At 68.1% G+C, this 14,886-nt stretch carries 15 protein-coding genes; 3 read left to right on the forward strand and 12 right to left on the reverse strand.

Annotated elements, in window-relative coordinates; translation table 11 throughout:
- Positions 1-21 precede the first annotated feature (21 nt).
- The 9 genes from RNZ50_01135 to RNZ50_01175 form a co-directional block, all read right to left on the reverse strand.
- Positions 22-996 (reverse strand): FliM/FliN family flagellar motor switch protein, encoded by a 975-nt coding sequence (locus RNZ50_01135; GenBank protein MDT8853655.1) that lies wholly within the window; start codon positions 994-996, stop codon positions 22-24.
- Between the two features lie 52 nt (positions 997-1,048).
- Positions 1,049-3,733: a sensor histidine kinase gene (locus tag RNZ50_01140; protein ID MDT8853656.1), complete on the reverse strand. Its 2,685-nt coding sequence runs from the start codon at positions 3,731-3,733 to the stop codon at positions 1,049-1,051.
- Positions 3,733-4,008 (reverse strand): hypothetical protein, encoded by a 276-nt coding sequence (locus tag RNZ50_01145; protein ID MDT8853657.1) that lies wholly within the window; start codon positions 4,006-4,008, stop codon positions 3,733-3,735. Before RNZ50_01145 ends, RNZ50_01140 begins: the two co-directional genes overlap by 1 nt.
- Positions 4,005-4,373: a response regulator gene (locus RNZ50_01150; protein MDT8853658.1), complete on the reverse strand. Its 369-nt coding sequence runs from the start codon at positions 4,371-4,373 to the stop codon at positions 4,005-4,007. The genes RNZ50_01145 and RNZ50_01150 overlap by 4 nt, the downstream gene beginning before the upstream one ends.
- A gap of 196 nt (positions 4,374-4,569) precedes the next feature.
- Positions 4,570-5,865 (reverse strand): short-chain fatty acyl-CoA regulator family protein, encoded by a 1,296-nt coding sequence (locus tag RNZ50_01155; protein MDT8853659.1) that lies wholly within the window; start codon positions 5,863-5,865, stop codon positions 4,570-4,572.
- 169 nt (positions 5,866-6,034) lie between these two features.
- Positions 6,035-7,018 (reverse strand): ABC transporter substrate-binding protein, encoded by a 984-nt coding sequence (locus tag RNZ50_01160; GenBank protein MDT8853660.1) that lies wholly within the window; start codon positions 7,016-7,018, stop codon positions 6,035-6,037.
- Positions 7,019-7,057: 39 nt separating this feature from the next.
- A complete protein-coding gene (locus tag RNZ50_01165; GenBank protein MDT8853661.1) occupies positions 7,058-7,900 on the reverse strand; it encodes an ABC transporter permease in 843 nt (280 codons plus the stop codon).
- Positions 7,897-8,754, reverse strand: coding sequence for an ABC transporter permease subunit (locus RNZ50_01170; GenBank protein MDT8853662.1), 858 nt, complete (start codon positions 8,752-8,754; stop codon positions 7,897-7,899). Before RNZ50_01170 ends, RNZ50_01165 begins: the two co-directional genes overlap by 4 nt.
- Positions 8,755-8,793: 39 nt before the next feature.
- Positions 8,794-9,594, reverse strand: coding sequence for an ABC transporter ATP-binding protein (locus RNZ50_01175; protein MDT8853663.1), 801 nt, complete (start codon positions 9,592-9,594; stop codon positions 8,794-8,796).
- A 113-nt stretch (positions 9,595-9,707) separates the two neighbouring features.
- Here RNZ50_01175 and RNZ50_01180 point away from each other — a divergent pair, with 113 nt between their 5' ends.
- Entirely contained in the window at positions 9,708-9,926 is a 219-nt protein-coding gene (locus RNZ50_01180; GenBank protein MDT8853664.1) for a hypothetical protein, read from the forward strand.
- 14 nt (positions 9,927-9,940) lie between these two features.
- Here RNZ50_01180 and hydA read toward each other — a convergent pair whose 3' ends face one another.
- Positions 9,941-11,392 carry a dihydropyrimidinase gene (gene hydA / locus RNZ50_01185; protein ID MDT8853665.1) on the reverse strand — a complete coding sequence of 484 codons (1,452 nt, stop codon included), beginning with the start codon at positions 11,390-11,392 and terminating at the stop codon, positions 9,941-9,943.
- Positions 11,393-11,478: 86 nt separating this feature from the next.
- The gene (locus tag RNZ50_01190) at positions 11,479-12,741 is read right to left on the reverse strand and encodes a Zn-dependent hydrolase (protein MDT8853666.1); all 1,263 of its coding nucleotides are present in this window, start codon (positions 12,739-12,741) and stop codon (positions 11,479-11,481) included.
- 125 nt (positions 12,742-12,866) lie between these two features.
- On the opposite strand from RNZ50_01190, the gene RNZ50_01195 reads away from it, so the two are divergent.
- Positions 12,867-13,496 (forward strand): TetR/AcrR family transcriptional regulator, encoded by a 630-nt coding sequence (locus RNZ50_01195; GenBank protein MDT8853667.1) that lies wholly within the window; start codon positions 12,867-12,869, stop codon positions 13,494-13,496.
- A gap of 87 nt (positions 13,497-13,583) precedes the next feature.
- Positions 13,584-14,501, forward strand: coding sequence for an EamA family transporter RarD (rarD, locus tag RNZ50_01200; protein ID MDT8853668.1), 918 nt, complete (start codon positions 13,584-13,586; stop codon positions 14,499-14,501).
- 7 nt (positions 14,502-14,508) lie between these two features.
- Here the strand turns inward: rarD and RNZ50_01205 are convergent, their stop codons facing one another.
- Positions 14,509-14,766: a cupin gene (locus RNZ50_01205; GenBank protein MDT8853669.1), complete on the reverse strand. Its 258-nt coding sequence runs from the start codon at positions 14,764-14,766 to the stop codon at positions 14,509-14,511.
- Positions 14,767-14,886 lie beyond the last annotated feature (120 nt).

Below are 14,886 nucleotides of genomic sequence, written 5' to 3' on the forward strand. Positions count from 1 at the left end.
CCTGCAGGCGCGGCCAGAACCCTATCCGGTGCCGGTCTTGCGCAGGTCGCCGGTGGTGCGCGCCACAAGCACCTGCCCGCCCACCGGCGCGGTCGCAGCACTGTCGGCGGCCAGCCGCACCGCCCGCATCCCGCGATGCTGGCCCAGCTTGCCGACGGCCAGCGACCCCCCGTCCAGCCCTTCCAGCCCGATCCGGTCCAGCGCGGCCAGCGGCAGCGGCAGCACGTCGCCGGGTTTCAGCGTCATCACCGCCGCCAGCGGCAGCGTCAGGCGCTGCAGCACGGCGTCGAGCACGCAATCCACCGCCAGCACCTGCGCCCGGAGCGTTGTCTGGAACAGCAGCGCCGCCGACGGGTCGGGATGCGACTCGTGGTGATAGGCCGGGCGCCGCCCCCGGCCGATTGCGGGCAGCGCCAGCAGAATCTCGCCGGTTCGCGCGCCGTTTTCCAGCGCCACCTCGGCCCGCAGCACGCGGAAATCGCCATCCTCCAGCAACAGCCCCAGGGGCCGCGGGTCTTCAAGGAACGAGGCGTAGCGAAAGCCCCCGGCCCAGACCAGGTCGGCTTCCTCGGCCAGCGCCTCTTCCAGACCTTCCAGCGCCGCGTCGATGAAGCCTGCCACCATCGCGGCATCGGTGCGGGTGGGCTTGCGCGTCTGCGGCTGGTTGGACGACAGCCTGCCGATGGTCTGCATCTCGATCAGCCCGGCCAGCATCGGCGGCGACAGCGCCAGCACGCCCAGCCCCTCGCAGGGGCCGTCGAGCACGGCGATCAATGCGCGGTCGGGCGGCATGTCGAGCAGTTCCGTCAGCGACCGGCGCTTCACGTCGAGCTTCGGCACCTCAAGCACCAGATCCATCATGGCGCGGGCGGTGCGCGCCAGCGCCAGCGGCCACTGCCTGTCGGCCCCGCCATGCGACAGCAGCGCCGCCTGCGCCAGCGCCAGTTTCCGCCGTATCACGCCCTGATCCACCGCCTGCCCCGAAGTCGCTGTCACCTGCCCCAGTGCTGGCAGATCTTCCTTGCCAAAGCGTTACCGCGCCCCGGCGTCAGGCCGCCTTTTCCAGCCGGAGCGGCAGCGTCACCCGGAAGGCCGCGCCGCCCTGCCCCGGCAGATAGCCGATGGTGCCACCCAGATTGGCCATCACCTCGCGGCAGATCGCAAGGCCAAGGCCCGCGCCGCCTGCCCGGGTCTGGTCGGTCAGGCGGGCGAATTTCTCGAAGATCAGCGCCTGCGCCTCCTGCGGGATGCCCGAGCCGTTGTCGATGAAATCGACCGTCACCCGCCCGCCCTTCTGGCGCACCGTGATGCGCAGTTCGGGCTGGGCGGCGTCGCAGTATTTCCGCGCGTTCGAGATCAGGTTGATGAACACCTGCACCAGCCGGTCGGCATCGGTGCGCAGGTGGATGGCCTCGGCGGTCGGGTCGCGGTGGATGGTGAACACCCGTTCGGCCCGGGTATGGCTGGCGGCCTGCAATGCGCGGTCGAGCATCTGTTGCAGGCTCGCCAGATCGAGGTTCAGCTGCACCGAGCCGTTTTCCAGCACCGACAGGTCCAGGAGGTCATCCAGCAGCCGCGTCAGCCGGATCGCCTCGGCATGGATGATCTGCGCATAATGCGCCGACATCGCGGCGGGCAGGTCGCCCTCCATCAATATCTCGGAAAAAGCCCGGATCGAGGTCATCGGCGTGCGCAGCTCGTGGCTGATCTGGCTGAGGAAGGCATCCTTCTGCACCGAAAGCTGGGTCAGCTTCTCGTTCACCTCGCGCAACTGTCGCGCGGTGCGGGTCAGCTCTCCCTGCTGGTTTTCCAGCCGCGCCGAATATTCCATGATCTGCGCCGTCTCGTTGGCCACGGCCATCAGATCCTCGACCGACACCGCCGCCCGCCCGGCAAGCTGGCTGATCATCGCGTGCGCCGTGGCCGCGCCGACCGACCCGGCCAGCCGCCGTTCCAGCCCGGCGATGAAGCCGGGCGACGGGTCGGGCAGGTAACCCTCCTTGCCCTGCGCCCGTGCCCCCGCCTCGAAGAAGGCCAGCGCGGTTTCCTCGCCCATGATGCGCTGCGCCATCACCAGCAGGTCCTCGGGCTTGGCGCGCCCCTGCGCCCAGCCGCGCGGCCGCGCGTCCTCGCGGTCGAAGACATTGACGAAGGCCGCACTCTGCACCCGTTCGACCGGGCCGGGGAAGGTCAGCAGCGAGCCGACAAGAAAGCCGATCACGTTCAGCACCAGCGACCAGAACACCGCATGAAGCAGCGGGTCCATGCCGTGAACCCCGAACAGCGCCTGCGGCCGCAGCCAGCCGATGCCGAACGGCCCCTCGGCCATCACCCGCGCCGAGATCACCGCATCCGGCCCGAAAGACGGCAGGAACAGCGCATAGGCCCAGATCGTGAAGCCGATGGTCAGACCCAGCGCCGCCCCGACCCGCGTCGCCCCGCGCCAGAAGATGCCCCCCAGCATCGCAGGCAGGATCTGCGCCACCCCGACAAAGGAGATAAGCCCGATCGCCGCCAGCGCCGCCGACCCGCCCGACAGCGCGTAATAGGCATATCCCAGCCCCAGCACCCCGGCGATCGAAAGCCGCCGCGCCAGCAGCACCACGCGCCGCACATCCCCCGACACCGGCCGGGCCGGACGCAGCGACAGCCAGATCGGCATCACGACGTGATTCGACACCATGGTGGCAAGGGCAATGGCGGCCACGATCACCATCGAGGTCGCGCTGGAAAACCCGCCCAGAAAGGCCAGCATCGCAAGGCCCCCCTGCCCCGAGGACAGCGGCAGCGTCAGCACGAACAGGTCGGGGTTCGACCCCGGCGGCATCAGTTCCAGCCCCATCACGGCAATCGGCACCACGAACAGGCTCATCAGGAACAGATACAGCGGAAAGGCCCAGCTGGCGGTTGCCAGATGCCGCTCGTCGGCATTCTCGACCACCAGCACCTGGAACATGCGCGGCAGGCAGATCACCGCCGCCGCCGACAGGAAGATCAGCCCCGCCCAGCGCCCCGGCTGCAGATCCCAGTCCGAGATCGGTGAAGCGTCGATCCGCGCGATGATGTCGGCCGGCCCCGCCGCCAGCCCCCAGACGACAAAGATCCCCACCGCCAGCAGCGCCACCAGCTTGACCACCGCCTCGACCGCGATCGCTGTCACCACGCCGGTGTGCTGCTCGTTGGCATCCAGGTTGCGCGTGCCGAACAGCACGGTAAAGATCGCCAGCCCCCCCGCGACCCAGATCGCCGTGCTGTCCCGGTCGGGCAGCGCCCAGCCGTTGGGCGATGCGCTGGCGAACACCCCGAACGACAGTGTCACCGATTGCAGTTGCAGCGCGATATAGGGCGTCGCCGCCACGACCGAGATCAGCGTGACGATCACCCCCAGCAGGTTCGACTTGCCGTAGCGGTTCGAAATCAGGTCGGCAATCGAGGTCACCCGCTGTTGCCGCCCGATCCGCACCAGCTTGCGCAGCACCCACCACCAGCCGATAAAAACCAGCGTCGGGCCAAGATAGATCGTCAGGAACTCCAGCCCCGACCGCGCGGCATAGCCCACCGCGCCATAAAAGGTCCAGGCGGTGCAGTAGATGCTCAGCGACAGGGTATAGACCAGCGGCGAGCGCAGCCAGCCCGCCGCCCCTGCCGCCGCCCGACGCTCGACCTTGAAGGCCACAAGAAACAGCAGCGCGACATAGGCAAGGCAGGCAAGGACCAGCAGGTTGAACGGCATCAGGTGTCTTCCTCGGTGCCGACCGGATCATCGACCGAGCCCTCGGCCAGAAACGGTGCCAGAACGGCGGCCACGACCACAAGCCCGAACCAGATGACGAACAGGTAGATCCCGTCGGGGGCGGTGTCGCGCGCCTCGGTCCCGGCCGGTGCCCAGAGGATCGGCAGCAGGAACAGGAAGGCCCCGAACACCGGCAGCAGCCGCGCCGCATCGCGGATCCGCCGCCGCCGGTAGCTGCGCCGGGCCACGAACAGCGGGCTGCGCGGCCGCGTCACCGCGCCACCAGCGCGCGCACCGAGGCCAGCATCTCGGCATTGGAAAACGGCTTTGCCATGAAGATATCCACCCCGGCACGCTCGGCCGCCTCGCGGTCGCGCCCCTGACCCTTGGCGGTCAGCATCATCACCGGCAGACCGGCCAGCGCGGGGTCGGCGCGCAACGCCTCCAGGATCTCGAAGCCGCCGCACCCCGGCAGCATCACGTCCAGAATGACCAGATCGGGCCGCGTCGTCTGCACCAGTTCCACCGCCCCCGTCCCGCAGGCCAGGCTCGACACCTGCCAACCATCCCGGCTCAGGATGAACCGGATCGCCTCGACGATGTTCGGCTCGTCCTCGATCAGCACCACATGCTGTCCCATGCCGCCTTCCCCCCGCCCCCGGTGCCCGCCCCGGCACCATCTTCCCCAAGCAGCGGCACCGACCCCCGGCACCTGCTTTCCCCAAGCAACAGCGCGGCCCCGGCCCCCTCTCCTCGACGACCGATGCCGCACCCGGCACCTTCTCCCCGTGCCAAGTATCGGCATAAAGCCGCCGGCTGTCAAAAGCCCTCTCGCCTCATCCCACCGTCTCCGACAGGATTGACGGCTCGCGCCGCGCCGGGCAGCCGCCGCGCGGGCAGATCCGGCAACTGGTGCCGATCGGCAGCGCCGCCCCCCCCGATCCCTCCCCACCCCATCCCGGCCCGCCCTGCGGCTCCGGCTCGATCAGCATCGCCGCCTCGCGCACTTCCGGGCCGCCGAAACCCAAAGGGTGGCGCGGCCGGCAGAAGGCCTTGATGCGGTAGCGCTGCCCGCCCCGCCCCGCCGTTTCGACCACCGCCTCGACCGGGCTCATCGGCCGCGCCAGCGCGGTGAACAGCGGCCACAGCGCGCAGGCTGCCCCGAACCGCGGCAGCGCAAAGCCCTCGGCCGGCTTGCGGAAGATCAGCGTCCCCGAGGCATCGCATTCCACCAGCCCGGCCCGAGACCCGGGCCAGGTCGCCAGCCGCCGCATCACGGCGGGCACCTCGGCCCCGAAACGCTGCGCCAGCAACATCGGCTCCGCCCCCAGTTCCGCCAGCGCCGCGCCGAACGCCCCGGCAGGCAGCGCCCTCGCATCGGCCATCGCCTGCGCCACCAGCGCCTCGCCCAGCACCCGCGCGGCCCCCGAGGCCAGCTCGCCCAGCCCCTCGCCATCGGCCACCTGCCAGCCGCGCGCCTCCGCCCAGGCGTCAACCTCCTCCTGCGGCGAGGCGTCGCCCTGGTCCGCCGCCTGGTCCGACCCGTCGAGATAGGCCACCAGCGCCTCGGCCCCCAGCGCCAGCCGCTCGCTGTCGCCATGCAGGTTGCGGTGGAACCGCGCCCGCCACTCGGGCTCGATGTCCTCGGTCTCGGCCAGGATCGCGGCGGTCGAGCGCACCGAACTCACCGCCGAAAGCATCTCGTGCAGCGCCGAGGACAGGTGCGGGTCATGCGCGATCCGATCGTTCAGCGCCCCCACCGCCCGCTCAAGCTGCCCGAGGCGGCGGTGCTGCGCCGCCATCAACCCGGCCCAGCCGGGAAAACGCCCGAGGAAATCGTCGATCCGGTCCAGTTCCGGCCGGTCCAGCACCGAAAGCGCGCCTTCCGCCGCCGCCGCGCGCAACTCGTCGCTCAGCGCGGCCTCCGCCCCCGCCCCCAGCGCCTCGACCCCGATCCCCAGCGCCGCCGCCAGCCGCCCCAGCACCTCCGGCCCGATCCTCCGCCGGTTGTGCTCGATCAGGTTCAGATACGATGCCGAAATGGCCGCCGTCCGCGCCAGGTCCGCCTGCCGCAACCCCAGCGCCAGACGCCGCTCGCGCACCCGGCTGCCGGTCAGTGCCGTCATCGGCATGGCACGCCCCCCTTGTCCCCACGCGCAATTTACAAGCCCAGGCCCAATTCACAAAGCCGGAAAACCCCTCCCGGTTTCTCTTTGGCCCAAATACCCTCTGTCTCGCCGCAAACCCCATGCAAAAAGGCGCGCCCGACCCGGACGCGCCCCCATTCTTGCGACCAGACGCCTACTTCAGCGCCAGATCGGTGATCGCATGGCTCCAGGCCCCTTCCGGCGCCTTCGAGATCACGGGGTCCGACCCGCCCGCCAGCAACTTTTCGACGGTGCGCTGGTAATCCGCCTCGTCCAGCGCGCCGTTCGAGCCTGCGGTCAGCTTGGCAATCTCGCCCATCATCCGCTTCTGGTGCGCCTCGGTCTGCGCGCCGGTCTCGTCGTTGTCGAGCACGATCATCGCCGCCTCGTCGGGGTTGGCCTCGGCCTCCTTCCAGCCTTTCATCGAGGCGCGCACGAAGCGCACCATCTTGTCGGCAAAGGCCGGATCTGAAAGCTTGTCCTCCATCACATAGAGGCCATCCTCCAGCGTCGCCACGCCCTGATCCTCATACTTGAAGGTCACAAGATCATCGGGCGTCAGCCCGGCGTCGATCACCTGCCAGTATTCGTTGTAGGTCATGGTGGAAACGCAGGCCGCCTGCTTCTGCAACAGCGGGTCGACGTTGAACCCCTGCTTCAGCACCGTGACGCCGCCCTCCGAGCCGTCGGTCTTCAGACCCAGCGAGGACATCCAGTTCAGGAACGGATACTCGTTGCCACCGAACCAAACGCCCAGCGTCTTGCCGGCAAAGTCGGCGGGTGTGGTGATGCCCGACTCCTTGAGGCAGGTCAGCATCATGCCCGAAGACTTGAACGGCTGCGCGATGTTGACCAGCGCCAGCCCCTTCTCGCGCGCGGCCAGCGCCGAAGGCATCCAGTCCACCACCACGTCGGCCCCGCCGCCGGCGATCACCTGGGTCGGCGCCACGTCCGGCCCGCCGGGCAGGATGGTGACGTTCAGCCCCTCGGCCTCGTAAAAGCCCTTGGCGGCGGCCACGTAATAGCCCGCGAACTGCGCCTGCGTCACCCATTTCAGTTGCAGCGTCACATCGTCCGCCGCCTGCGCGCCGGTTGCGGCAAACGCCGTCATCAACGCACCGGTCACAAGTTTCTTCATCTCAACCCTCCATGTTGCCGCCCCTTGAACGGGGCCCTGTCAATTCCGTTGCGAGGGGTGCCAGAAGGTCACCGCCCGCTCGATCAGCGCAATCGCCCCATAGAAGGCCGATCCCGCCAATGCCGCAACCGCAATCGTCGCCCAGATCATGTCCAGCCCAAGCTTGCCGATCTCGGCGGTGATGCGGAAACCCATGCCGCGCGTCGGGCTGCCGAAGAACTCGGCAACGATCGCGCCGATCAGCGCCAGCGTCGCCGCGATCTTCAAACCGTTGAAGATGAACGGCATCGCGGCGGGCAGCCGCAGCTTGCGCAGGGTCTGGCCATAGCTGGCGCTGTAGGTCGCCATCAGGTCGCGCTGCATCGCCTCTGTCGCCTTCAACCCCGCCACCGTGTTCACCAGCACCGGAAAGAACACCATCACCACCACCACGGCGGCCTTGGAGTGCCAGTCGAACCCGAACCACATGACCATGATCGGCGCGATGCCGACAATGGGCAGCGCCGCGACAAAATTGCCCACCGGCAGCAGGCCGCGCTGCAGAAAGACCGAGCGGTCGATGGCAATCGCCACCGCCACCGCCGCGCCGCAGCCGATCACATAGCCCGACAGCGCGCCTTTCAGGAACGTCTGCACGAAGTCGCCCCACAGCACCGGCAGGCTGCCGACCAGCCGCGCCCCGACGGCCGAGGGCGGCGGCAGGATCACCGGGCTGACCCCCAGCCCGCGCACCACCCCCTCCCACACCACCAGCAGCGTCACGCCAAAAACCGCAGGCACCACCAGCCGCAGCACCGGATACCGCGCCGCCCGCCGCGCCAGCGCCGCATTCAGCGCCACCGCCGCCACCCAGAACGCCAGCGCCCCCCACAGCCAGATCATCGCGCCATCCCCATCCGCCGCAGGGTCATCGCCTCGATCCGCCCGACCACCCCCACCAGCACCGCCGCCATCGCGGCAGCGGCGAACAGCGCCGACCAGATCTGTACCGTCTGCCCGTAGTAAGACCCGCTCAGCAGCCGCGCGCCCAGGCCCGCAGGCTGGTTCAGTTCTCCGACAATCGCCCCCACCAGCGCCGCCGCGATCCCGACCTTCAAGCTGGCAAAAAGATAGGGCATCGACGAGGGCAGCCGCAGCGACCAGAACACCCGCGACGCCGGCGCCGAATAGGTTTTCAGCAGGTCAAGCTGCATCGCATCGGGGCTGCGCAGCCCCTTGACCATCCCCACCACCACCGGAAAAAAGCTCAGATACGCGCTGATGATCGCCTTGGTCACCATGGCACTTGCCCCCAGCGCGTTCATCACCACCGCCAGCATCGGCGCAATCGCGATGATCGGGATCATCTGGCTGGCAATCGCCCAGGGCATCACGCTCAGGTCCATCGCCTTGTTGTGCAGGATGCCCACCGCCAGCAGCACCCCCAGCCCGGTGCCGATCACGAAGCCCAGGAGCGTGCCCGACAGCGTCACCCAGCCATGATAGACGAGGCTCCGCCGCGAGGTCACCGCCTGCCCCGTCACCCCCTCCCACAGCCCGGCCACCACCTGATGCGGGGCGGGCAGCACCGGGCGGTCCTGCGCCATGGTCAGCGGCAGCAATTGCGCGACGGAAAGCTCCGTCCCCGCCCGCGCCGCCTGATCCCGCTCCCACGGCGCATTCAGCCAGACCGCCGCGCCATACCAGACCGCGACAATCACCCCCAGCACCGTCAGGATCGGCAGCACCGACTTCATGCACAGACCCCGCCAGCAGTGCGCGACGCATCCCGGCCGCTATGCGTCATAGGAATGCCCCGCCCGCAGCTCCTCGCGCACCCGGTGCGCAATCTCGATGAATTCCCGCGAATCGCGGATGTCCAGCGGGCGGTCCCGCGGCAGGGTGCTTTCGATCACATCGGTGATCCGCCCCGGCCGCGGGCTCATCACCACGATGGTGGTCGACAGATACACCGCCTCGGGAATCGAGTGGGTGACGAAACCGATGGTCTTGCCGGTCCGCGCCCAGAGCTTCAGCAGCTCCTCGTTCAGCCGGTCGCGCACGATCTCGTCCAGCGCGCCGAACGGCTCGTCCATCAGCAGGATGTCGGCATCGAAGGCCAGCGCCCGGGCAATGCTCGCGCGCTGCTGCATCCCCCCCGAAAGCTGCCAGGGAAACTTGTTGCCGAACCCGTCCAGATCCACCAACGCCAGCACCCGCGCCACCCGCGCCGCCATCTCGTCGCGCGAAAACCCCATGATTTCAAGCGGCAACCGGATGTTTCCCGCGATCGTGCGCCAGGGGTAAAGCCCCGCCGCCTGAAACACGTAACCATAGGCGCGCGCGCGCCGCGCTTCGTCCGGCGTCATGCCGTTGACGGTCAGCGTGCCCCCGGTCGGATGCTCCAGCGCCGCGATGGCGCGCAAGAGCGTGGTCTTGCCGCAGCCCGACGGCCCGATGAAGCTGACGAACTCGCCCTTGCGGATCGTCAGGTTCACGTCCTTCAGCGCCTGCACCGGCCCGTCGCCGGTCTGGAACACCAGATCCAGCCCGCGCGCCTCGACCACCGGTTCGCCTGAAAATGCCGTGTCTTTCATCTTGCCCCACACCACGTCCGCGTCATGCCGCCTTCACAGGACCGTGAGCCCCGGGTGCTAGCCTGCCGCAGAATCGGCACCGCCCGCTTCACAGCCAACACAGGAGAACCTTGATGTCCACCGATCACGAAGTCGCCGAAATGCTGGAACAAGCCGTCGCCGCCGCCGCGATGATGATGGCCGTTCCGGTCGACACCCCCTCCGGCCTGACAGCCGAAGAGGAAGACGCCGACGAGGAAGACGGCGCCGACGAAGACGGCACCGAGGAAGACGAAGACGACGAAGACGGCGACGAAACCGAGGACGACGAAGAAGAAGACGAAGACGCCTGACAGGTCACGCCGCATCACACGCCCGTCGCCGGCAGACCCGAGCGGGCGACGGGCCGCGGTGCGGTGATCTCCTTCCACGCCGAAAGTGCCCGGTTGACCGCCGGGCGCGCCTCGCGCGGCACGAACTTCCCGTGACCCTCCTCGGTCTGCACCACGCCATCGGCCACCGCCACCTTGCCGCGCGTCAGCGTGTAGCGCGGCAGCCCCGTGACAACCTTGCCCTCGAACACGTTGTAATCAATCGCGGATTGCTGCGCGGCGGCGGTGATGGCCTTCGACCTCGCCGGGTCCCACACCACCAGATCGGCATCCGCCCCCACCAGAACCGATCCCTTTTTCGGATAACAATTCAATATCTTGGCGATGTTTGTTGATGTAACGGCCACAAACTCGTTCATCGTCAGCCGACCCGTGGCGACCCCATGCGTCCACAGCATCGGCATCCGGTCCTCCAACCCGCCCGTTCCGTTCGGAATCTTCGTGAAATCCCCCAGCCCGAACCGCTTCTGCGCCGTGGTGAAGGCGCAATGGTCGGTCGCCACCACCGACAGGCTGCCCGACTGCAACCCGGCCCACAGGCTGTCCTGATGCGCCTTGCTGCGGAACGGCGGGCTCATCACCCGGCGCGCGGCATGGTCCCAATCCGCATGAAAATACTCGCTCTCGTCCAGCGTCAGATGCTGGATCAGCGGCTCGCCCCAGACCCGCTTGCCCGCCAGCCGCGCCCGGCGGATCGCCTCGTGGCTGTCCTCGCAAGAGGTGTGCACCACATAAAGCGGCACCCCCGCCATGTCGGCGATCATGATCGCGCGGTTGGTCGCCTCGCCCTCGACCTGCGGCGGGCGGGAGTAGGCATGGGCCTCGGGCCCGGTGTTGCCCGCCGCCAGCAGCCGCGCCGAAAGCTCCGCCACCACGTCGCCATTCTCGGCATGAACCATCGCCAGCGCGCCCAGATCGGCGCAGCGGCTGAAGGAGTGGAACAACTCGTCGTCGTTCACCATCAGCGCGCCCTTGTAGGCCATGAAATGCTTGAAGCTGGTGATCCCCTGATCCACCACCGCCGCCATCTCGTCGAACACCTGCTCGCTCCACCAGGTCACCGCCATGTGGAAGGAATAGTCGCAGTTCGCCCGGCCGGTCTTGTTGTGCCACATCTGCAAGGCATCCAGCAGCCCCTGCCCGGGGCTCGGCAGCGCGAAATCGACCACCATCGTGGTCCCCCCCGCCAGCGCCGCCCGCGTGCCCGATTCAAAGTCATCCGCCGAATAGGTGCCCATGAACGGCATTTCCAGATGGGTATGCGGGTCGATCCCGCCCGGCATGACATAACACCCGGTCGCATCCAGAACCGTATCGCCGACCAACCCCGGCCCGATGGCGGCAATCACCCCGCCTTCCACCAGCACATCCGCCTTGTAGGTCAGATCGGCGGTGACAATGGTTCCATTCTTGATGACCGTGGTCATGGCTCGCTTCTCCCGGAGAATCCCTGCATTCATCTTGGTCCAAATATCCCACGGGGGTCCGGGGGTGTGAAACCCCCGGTCCGGCCTCAGCCAGCCACTCCCGCCACCTCAAGCACCGCGTGCAGCAGCACATCCGTCCCCGCCGCCGCCCACTCGGGCGAGATCTCCTCGGCCTCGTTGTGGCTCAGCCCTCCCACGCAGGGGCACATGATCATCACCGTCGGCGCCACGCGGTTGATCCAGCAGGCGTCGTGCCCGGCGCCGCTGATGATGTCCATGTGGCCGTAGCCCAGCCGCTCTGCCGCCGCGCGCACCACCGTCACCAGCTCCGGGTCAAAAGTCACCGGGTCGAAATGCCCGACGTCCTCGATTGCGATGCCAAGCCCCAGTTCCACCGCCACCGCCTGCGCCGCACGCGTCACCTCGGCCTTCATCGCGTCGAGCTTGGCCTGCTCGGGGCTGCGGATGTCCACCGTGAACACCACGCGGCCCGGAATCACATTGCGCGAGTTCGGGTAGACCATCACCTGCCCAACCGCGCCCACGGCGTTCGGCTGGTGGCTCATCGCGATCTGGTGGACCCGTTCGGTGATACGCGCCATCCCCAGCCCGGCATTGACCCGCATTGCCATCGGCGTCGATCCGGTGTGGGCGTCCTTGCCGGTCAGGGTGATTTCCAGCCACCACAGGCCCTGACCATGGGTCACCACGCCGATTTCCTTGCCCGCAGCCTCCAGGATCGGGCCCTGCTCGATGTGCAGCTCGATCATGGCGTGCAGCTTGCGCGCCCCCACCGGCTCGTCCCCGACCCAGCCGATCCGCGCCAGTTCCTCGCCGAAAACCTTGCCCTCCGGGTCGCGCCGCGCCTTGGCATAGTCTTCGCTATGCACCCCGGCGAACACGCCCGAGGCCAGCATGGCCGGGGCGAAGCGCGCGCCTTCCTCGTTGGTCCAGTTCACCACCATCACCGGATGCCGCGTCCTTATCCCTGCGTCGTTCATGCTGCGCACACATTCGAGCGCCCCCAGCACCCCCAGCACGCCGTCGAACCTGCCCCCCGTCGGCTGGGTGTCGAGATGCGAGCCCATGCAGACCGGCAGCGCATCCGGGTCGCTGCCCGGCCGCGTGGCGAACATGTTGCCCATGGTGTCCACCCCCATGGTCATCCCCGCCGCCAGACACCAGTCGCGGAACAGGTGGCGGCCTTCGGCATCGGCATCGGTCAGGGTCTGGCGGTTGTTGCCGCCCGCCACGCCGGGGCCGATCTTCGCCATCTCCATCAGGCTGTCCCACAGCCGCGCCGCGTCGATCCGCAGGTTCTCGCCCGGTGCAGGCCCCCGTTCCGCCATCTTCTTCCCCCCGGTCGCGGTGCCTGACGCCCCTTGCGACGAATCTTTTCCTGACCGTATGGTCAGATTGAAACGCACCACAAGCCGACCAACCGGTCAACGACATTCTTGCCCCCGGAGCGCCCATGACCGAGCCCGCCCGGCCCCCGAAACGCCGCGAAATCCGGCAGCAGAATGAAACGCTCATTCTTCAGGCAGCCGAAAAAGTCTTTGCCGAGGCGGGGTTCGGCGGGGCCACCATGCAGCTGATCGCAGATGTGGCGGGTCTGCCCAAGGCCAACCTCCACTACTATTTCGCCACCAAGGAAGACCTCTACCGCCGGGTGGTGCAGAACATCTTCGAGATCTGGCTGCACGCCGCCGACTGTTTCGACGCCGCCCCCGGCCCGCAAGAGGCGATCGGCGCCTATATCGACGCCAAGATGGAAATCTCGCGCCGCCACCCGGCCGGGTCGAAGGTCTGGGCGTCCGAGGTGATGCACGGCGCCCCGGTGATCCAGGACTGCCTTGAAACCACGCTGCGCGACTGGACGCGCGGCCGCGCCGCCCTGATCCGGCGCTGGATCGACGAGGGCCGCATGGCGCCGGTCGACCCAGAGCATCTGCTCTACATGCTCTGGGCCACCACCCAGCATTACGCCGACTTCGGCCACCAGATCGAAACCCTGAACGGCGGCAGGCCCCTGACCGACCGCCAGTGGCAGGCGGCCAAGGACGGCGTGAAGGGCATCATCCTGCGCGGCATCGCGGTCTGACCGCGATTGTGGCGGGTACAAGTTTGAATTGGCACCCGGCCTGCGGATGGTCTAGCCCTGCGCTCGACCATCAGGGGGGGCACGGGCATGACCGATACGGGCATGATCAAGAACGAGGACAGCCTGCGCGGCTTTGCCTTCGCGCTGACCGCGTATTTCCTCTGGGGGTTCCTGCCGATCTACATGAAGGCGCTGGCGCATGTCTCGCCCGTCGAGGTCATCGCGCACCGGGTGCTGTGGTCCATTCCCATCGCGGGCGCGGTGCTGTGGGTCACCGGGCGCACGGGCGACCTGAAGGTGGCACTGCGCACCCCGCGGATGCTGGGCATGGCGGTGGTGACGGCGACGCTGATCTCGGTCAACTGGGGCATCTATGTCTGGGCCATCGGGTCGGGCCATGCGCTCGACGCGGCGCTGGGCTACTACATCAACCCGCTGTTCAGCGTGTTTCTGGGCGCGGTGCTGCTGAAGGAACGGCTGGATCTGGCGCAGAAGGCGGCGCTTGTGCTGGCGGCGGCCGCCGTGCTGCTGCTGACCTGGGAAAACGGCCGCCTGCCCTGGGTGGCGCTGGCGCTGACGCTGTCCTGGGGCGGCTATGCCTATCTGAAGAAATCGCTGCCGATCGGTCCGAATCAGGGTTTCCTGCTGGAGGTGCTGCTGCTCGCGCCGCCTGCGGTGGCCTATGTGGCCTGGGCGCAGGCCAGCGGCAGCAGCCATTTCCTGACCGGCCCGGCATCGGACACCTGGCTGCTGCTGGGCTGCGGCGTTGTCACCGCCGTGCCGCTGATGATCTATGCCAACGGCGCCAAGCTGCTGCGGCTTTCCACCATCGGCATCCTGCAATACATCGCGCCGACCATGATCTTCCTGACGGCGGTGTTCATCTTCGACGAGCCGTTCGGCACGGCCCGGATGATCGCCTTCCCGATGATCTGGGCGGCGCTGGCGATCTACACCGCCGCCCTGATCGGTCAGGCCCGGCGCGGCAGCGCGCCGTCCCGCTGACCGGGCGCTATTTCAGTTCGACCTCGACAAAGCTCATGTCCTCGTCGCCGTCGCAGATCACGTTGTGCTCGGCCCCGGCATCCCGCCGATAGCAGGTGCCCGCAGGCACCAGCACCCGGCGTTCCGCACCATCCGCCCAGATCATCAGCATCGGGCAGTCGGTCAGGGCGGTGATGACATAGTCAAGCATGTGCCGTTGCATCCCGGTTTCGGCCCCCGGCACGAAATCGAACCGCGTGACATGCACCCGGTCGTCATTGATCATCAAAGTGGCTGTGCAGGAAGGACGCATGTCTTCGGTCCGGGTTGGGCAGGAAGACTGATACCAGAACGGAATCAATGACCTGCGGGTGTTTCTTGAAGTGGCGGGGCCGGGGTCGCCCCC

This window comes from Paracoccaceae bacterium Fryx2, from assembly GCA_032334235.1.
Lineage (GTDB): Bacteria > Pseudomonadota > Alphaproteobacteria > Rhodobacterales > Rhodobacteraceae > JAVSGI01.

Coding starts and splice junctions, on each gene's coding strand:
- RNZ50_01205 (MDT8853669.1), bottom strand. CDS start 14,766: ATGATCAATGACGACCGGGTGCATGTCACGCGGTTCGATTTCGTGCCG.
- RNZ50_01175 (MDT8853663.1), bottom strand. CDS start 9,594: ATGAAAGACACGGCATTTTCAGGCGAACCGGTGGTCGAGGCGCGCGGG.
- RNZ50_01165 (MDT8853661.1), bottom strand. CDS start 7,900: ATGATCTGGCTGTGGGGGGCGCTGGCGTTCTGGGTGGCGGCGGTGGCG.
- RNZ50_01190 (MDT8853666.1), bottom strand. CDS start 12,741: ATGGCGGAACGGGGGCCTGCACCGGGCGAGAACCTGCGGATCGACGCG.
- RNZ50_01160 (MDT8853660.1), bottom strand. CDS start 7,018: ATGAAGAAACTTGTGACCGGTGCGTTGATGACGGCGTTTGCCGCAACC.
- RNZ50_01195 (MDT8853667.1), top strand. CDS start 12,867: ATGACCGAGCCCGCCCGGCCCCCGAAACGCCGCGAAATCCGGCAGCAG.
- hydA (MDT8853665.1), bottom strand. CDS start 11,392: ATGACCACGGTCATCAAGAATGGAACCATTGTCACCGCCGATCTGACC.
- RNZ50_01155 (MDT8853659.1), bottom strand. CDS start 5,865: ATGCCGATGACGGCACTGACCGGCAGCCGGGTGCGCGAGCGGCGTCTG.
- RNZ50_01140 (MDT8853656.1), bottom strand. CDS start 3,733: ATGCCGTTCAACCTGCTGGTCCTTGCCTGCCTTGCCTATGTCGCGCTG.
- RNZ50_01180 (MDT8853664.1), top strand. CDS start 9,708: ATGTCCACCGATCACGAAGTCGCCGAAATGCTGGAACAAGCCGTCGCC.
- RNZ50_01150 (MDT8853658.1), bottom strand. CDS start 4,373: ATGGGACAGCATGTGGTGCTGATCGAGGACGAGCCGAACATCGTCGAG.
- RNZ50_01170 (MDT8853662.1), bottom strand. CDS start 8,754: ATGAAGTCGGTGCTGCCGATCCTGACGGTGCTGGGGGTGATTGTCGCG.
- rarD (MDT8853668.1), top strand. CDS start 13,584: ATGACCGATACGGGCATGATCAAGAACGAGGACAGCCTGCGCGGCTTT.